3 protein-coding genes and 1 pseudogene are annotated in these 2412 nt (G+C 69.3%); 2 read left to right on the forward strand and 2 right to left on the reverse strand.

The features are described from left to right. Positions 1-39: 39 nt before the first annotated feature. The gene (locus tag ACLN58_RS21045) at positions 40-624 is read right to left on the reverse strand and encodes a mycothiol transferase (RefSeq protein ID WP_415857171.1); all 585 of its coding nucleotides are present in this window, start codon (positions 622-624) and stop codon (positions 40-42) included. Positions 625-782: 158 nt separating this feature from the next. Then, the gene (locus tag ACLN58_RS21050; RefSeq protein ID WP_415857172.1) at positions 783-1598 is read right to left on the reverse strand and encodes an endonuclease domain-containing protein; all 816 of its coding nucleotides are present in this window, start codon (positions 1596-1598) and stop codon (positions 783-785) included. A 259-nt stretch (positions 1599-1857) separates the two neighbouring features. Between ACLN58_RS21050 and ACLN58_RS21055 the strand changes: the two genes are divergently transcribed. Together ACLN58_RS21055 and ACLN58_RS21060 are read left to right on the forward strand one after the other, a co-directional pair. After that, on the forward strand, positions 1858-2208 hold the full coding sequence (locus tag ACLN58_RS21055) for a holo-ACP synthase (protein WP_415857173.1): 351 nt from the start codon (positions 1858-1860) through the stop codon (positions 2206-2208). A gap of 22 nt (positions 2209-2230) precedes the next feature. Then, positions 2231-2412, forward strand: a pseudogene (locus ACLN58_RS21060) (bifunctional ADP-dependent NAD(P)H-hydrate dehydratase/NAD(P)H-hydrate epimerase); the annotation flags it as partial.

Here is a 2412-nt window from a genome sequence, read left to right on the forward strand (position 1 = left end):
GTTAGGGTACCGGTAGCCAAGGCCGTTGAGGCCGCCTGGTCAGGTGTGGCCGCCTGGCCAGTGGAACGTCAGAAGTCCCCTGACGTAGGCGGCCTGGCCGATGTGCTGCGTCGCGTCGTTGAGGATGCTCACGAGCCGGACGGCAACCGTGACAGGTGGGTCCCAGCGGAAGTCGACGATTGCTCCGAAGTCGCCTGGGGCGAGACCCCGCACGATTTCGAGGGCGCGACCGTGGACCGCCGCGTGGTAGTCGGACAGCAGGGCGGGGTCGATCCGCGGGAAGGCCGCCACCTGTTCGGCGGTGTGCCCGTAGCCCGTGCTGCCCTCGGCGTACGGCGTGCCCAAGCGGGGCTGCCACTCGGGCCACAGCTGGCCCGGCGGCACGACGCGTTCTCTCCGTCGAGGCGCTTCGCCTCCGCCGAGCACGTGGGCCACGGCGGCGAAGTGGTCGTCGGTGATCCGCGATAGATGCCACACGAGCCACCCGACCGAGTTCGCTGCGGGGGAGGGCTGACGGACCAGCTGGTCCGGCGAGAGCCCGAGCAGAGCGTGCTCAACGCCCTCCCGGACCCGGCCGAAGCCGTCTTCGAGGATGCTGATGGCCCACTTCGTTTCGGGTTCCATGCGGCCCACCCTAGTCCGGCAAGGCGACGGCGTCCCTTCCTGCCCACTTAGCGCGCCCCCAGAGATCGTGGGCGGGATGTGATCGGCGCGTTCGGGCGGTTCCCGCTGACGGCCGCCCGGTCCATGAGTCCCAAACTGGGCACGAAGGGACGTGAAACCTATGCAGCGGTCATCTCGAGGAGGGCCTGGACCTCGGACACGATTCGTCCAGGATCGTTCCAGACCACTTCCGGCGGGTACCGGAGGGTGGGGAGACCCCGCAGGATCGCCGCGTTGTGCCTCCTACGATCCTCGGCGAACTGCTCTCTCGTTCGGTGATACGCGTGCCCATCGATCTCAACGATGACGCGGCCTTCGATCAGAAAGTCCACGCGTCCAACGCCGGGGATCCGTGCCTGTGCCTCGACCGCCCATCCTTGGGCTTGAAACAGTAGCCTCGCCTCGACTTCCGGCTGGGACTCGGCGGTGAGGTCAACGCGGGCGAGTGCATCACGGGCTCGCGCGCTCCGGCATCCGCGGAGGCACGCTCTCAGCATGTCCGCATCGATCCGGCCCGACCGGAGTGCCGACTCGGCGACGCTGACCGCCTGCGGCACGTCGAGGCACCCCAACGCGTGGAGGACGGTGTCCTCGATGGACGCGACGGGGAGGAGGCCGTGCGGAGGGAATCGCCGCGTTCGATGCGAGACGAACGCCGCCGACCTGCTGTGCGCACAGGCCAGATGACGCCGCGCGGGCCTGGCCCGGATCCACAGGCCGTAGAACTCGGCCGCCGATCCGCAGGTAAGCAGCCCATTGTGCAGGAGGGCGAACAGGAAGTCAGGATTGCAGCCCGAGAGGGCGATGATGCCTCGGGTGGGCCTTTTGAAATCGAAGGCGATGGCGGCGATGTCTCGCTTCGTGTAGCCGGCCTCGATGAGGGTCCTCGTCCGTGCGACACCGCCGAGTGACGTGATGTATGCATGCAGGTCCATGAGCCCATCGCAGCGGTTCGCCCAGAGCGAGGGCAGGCCCTCCTACGGCCATGTGGATGGAACGAACGCTTCGAGTGCTGTGGAGGGCTAACGCCGCCAGGAGGCGTGTCCGCTCCTGCCCACCTTGACCTCCGAAAGACGCCTTCCGGTGCCCCGAAACCGGCCCAATCCGCTGCGCCGCCGCTCAGACTGGACAGGAGCGGACGGGACCGCCGCGCCCGGACCGGCTCGCGTCAGCGCGGACGATACAGTAGGCCTCATGGCAATCATCGGCATCGGCGTGGACGTGGTGGACATCGACCGGTTCGAGCGTCAGCTCGAGCGCACCCCGGGGCTCAGAGATCGCCTTTTCGTTCCCGCCGAGCGTGAGCTCAACGCCCGCTCGCTCGCGGCCCGCTTCGCCGCCAAGGAAGCCGTCGCGAAGGTCCTCGGCGCGCCGGCCGGCATGAACTGGCAGGACTGCTGGATCGGCCTCGACGCCTCAGGCCCCACCGTCCAGATCACGGGCACCGTGCTCGCCGTCGCGGAGAGCCTCGGCGTCCGCAAGTGGCACCTCAGCATGTCGCACGACGGCGGCATCGCCACCGCGATGGTCGTCGCCGAGAGCTGACGGGCCGGCACCGCACGCGCCGATGATCACCGCGCTGACCGGGACGCAAGTCCGCGAGGCGGAGCGCCCGCTGCTCGAGAGGGGGCGTGGCCCCGAACTCATGGCGCGAGCCGCGCACGGGCTCTATCGCGTGCTCGTCGCGGAGCTGCTCCGCACGAGGGGCCGGCTGTACGGCGCGCGGGCGGCCGCCGTCGTCGGCAAGGG

Origin of the sequence: Sinomonas sp. G460-2, assembly GCF_047759905.1 — a bacterium.
In the GTDB taxonomy this organism is placed as follows: domain Bacteria; phylum Actinomycetota; class Actinomycetes; order Actinomycetales; family Micrococcaceae; genus Sinomonas.

What these genes read in the sequence shown, in the direction of transcription:
- ACLN58_RS21045 (WP_415857171.1), bottom strand. Translation starts at nt 624, where the DNA reads ATGGAACCCGAAACGAAGTGGGCCATCAGCATCCTCGAAGACGGCTTC.
- ACLN58_RS21050 (WP_415857172.1), bottom strand. Translation starts at nt 1,598, where the DNA reads ATGGACCTGCATGCATACATCACGTCACTCGGCGGTGTCGCACGGACG.
- ACLN58_RS21055 (WP_415857173.1), top strand. Translation starts at nt 1,858, where the DNA reads ATGGCAATCATCGGCATCGGCGTGGACGTGGTGGACATCGACCGGTTC.